This is a genomic window from Nitratidesulfovibrio oxamicus (assembly GCF_015731765.1).
GTDB classification, from domain to species: domain Bacteria; phylum Desulfobacterota; class Desulfovibrionia; order Desulfovibrionales; family Desulfovibrionaceae; genus Cupidesulfovibrio; species Cupidesulfovibrio oxamicus.
This window is the reverse complement of record NZ_VRYY01000569.1, coordinates 1-1,336: the sequence shown is the minus strand read 5'-3', so window position 1 is coordinate 1,336 and position 1,336 is coordinate 1. Positions and strand designations below refer to the sequence as shown.

2 protein-coding genes are annotated in these 1,336 nt (G+C 70.3%); one reads left to right on the top strand and one right to left on the bottom strand.

The window, feature by feature from the left end; genetic code table 11:
* On the bottom strand, positions 1-621 hold a 621-nt coding region (locus tag FVW20_RS20000), incomplete at its 3' end, for a LysR family transcriptional regulator (protein WP_269145839.1).
* A gap of 319 nt (positions 622-940) precedes the next feature.
* Here FVW20_RS20000 and FVW20_RS15675 point away from each other — a divergent pair.
* The coding region (locus FVW20_RS15675) for an amino acid permease (RefSeq protein WP_196610337.1) at positions 941-1,336 on the top strand (396 nt) is incomplete at its 3' end.

The window sequence follows — 1,336 nt, the reverse complement described above, 5'->3', positions numbered from 1 at the left end:
GGCGCGGCCCTTGCGGGGGGCGCGCCCGCAGGTTGCCGCAACTGCGCCCGGCGAAGCGGCGGGCGGGGATGCCGTCGGCAGAGACGCGGGTAGCGCGGGCACCATGCTGGCCGGAATCACGATGCGGATTTCCACGTCGCGCAGAGGGTGCTCCACGATGTCGGGCGAAAATTCCTGTCCGTAGCGGTAGCCCGCGTCAATGACCGATTCGCGCAGCAACTCCGGCGTGGTCATGGTCTGGGTCATGGTGAATTCCAGCGCCACGTCGGGGCAGGCCGCGCCCAGGGCCTCGTGCAGGGCCACCATGCGCAGGAAGGCGGGGTCGGTGTTCAGGCCAAGGGTTATCCGCCCGGTGGGCTGGGCGCGCAGCCGTTCGGCCTTGCGGCGCAAGGCCGTGGCGGCATCCAGCGCCTTTCTGGCCAGCGGCAGCAGGTCGGTGCCTGCGTCGGTCAGGTCCATGCCGCGCGCGCGGCGGCGGAACAGGGTCACGCCCAGGGCGTCTTCCAGCGCGCGAATCTGCCCGCTGAGGGCCGACTGGCTGAGGTGCAGCTCTGCGGCGGCGCGGGTGAGCGTGCCGGATTCGGCCACGGTGGCGAAGGCGCGGAGCAGGTGCAGTTCCATGACGGTGCGCGGGGTTGCGGAAGAAGGGGTAAAGGCAGGTGACGCCGAAAGCCGGGGGGCGGAAGCGCCATGCGCGCACCGGGGAATCCGGTCGTATCCAGCCAGAGACCGTGCCCCGGCGGGCCAGGCCTGTTCAGTCTTGTTCAGTCCTGTGCAGTCCTGTTCGGGCCGGGTCGGGCCGTATCGGGTTCCATCCGACCGTATCCAGCCAGCGGGGACGGGCATTCGGCCACGCCGAACGCTGCCTTCGGGAAATACCGTTGGATTTCCGGGCGCTATGGGGCCAAGGATGGCACGGAAACAACAGGAGGGCAACCCCATGCGCAGCGCGCAACTTGGACCGTGGCTTCTGGCAGGGTTAATCGTGGGGCCGGTATTGGGATCGGGCATCATCATCCTGCCCCCCGTGGTGCTGGGCGTGGCCGGAGCGTGGGCGTTGCCCGCGTGGCTGGTCATGATTGCGGTGGGGGTGGTGTTTGCGCTGGTGTTCGGCGAACTGTCCGTGCTGTTCCCCGGCGACGGGGGCGTTTCCGTAGCCGTGGGGCACGCCTTCGGCCCGCAGGGACGGCGGTTGGCCTCGCTGTATCTGGTGGTGGCCGTGCTGTTCGGCCCCGTGGCCGTGCTGCTGACCGGGGTGCGCTACCTGCCGCTGGGCGGGCTGCCGCCGGTGGGCGTGGCCTACGGGCTGTTGCTGGCGTGCGCCGGGCTGCTGCTG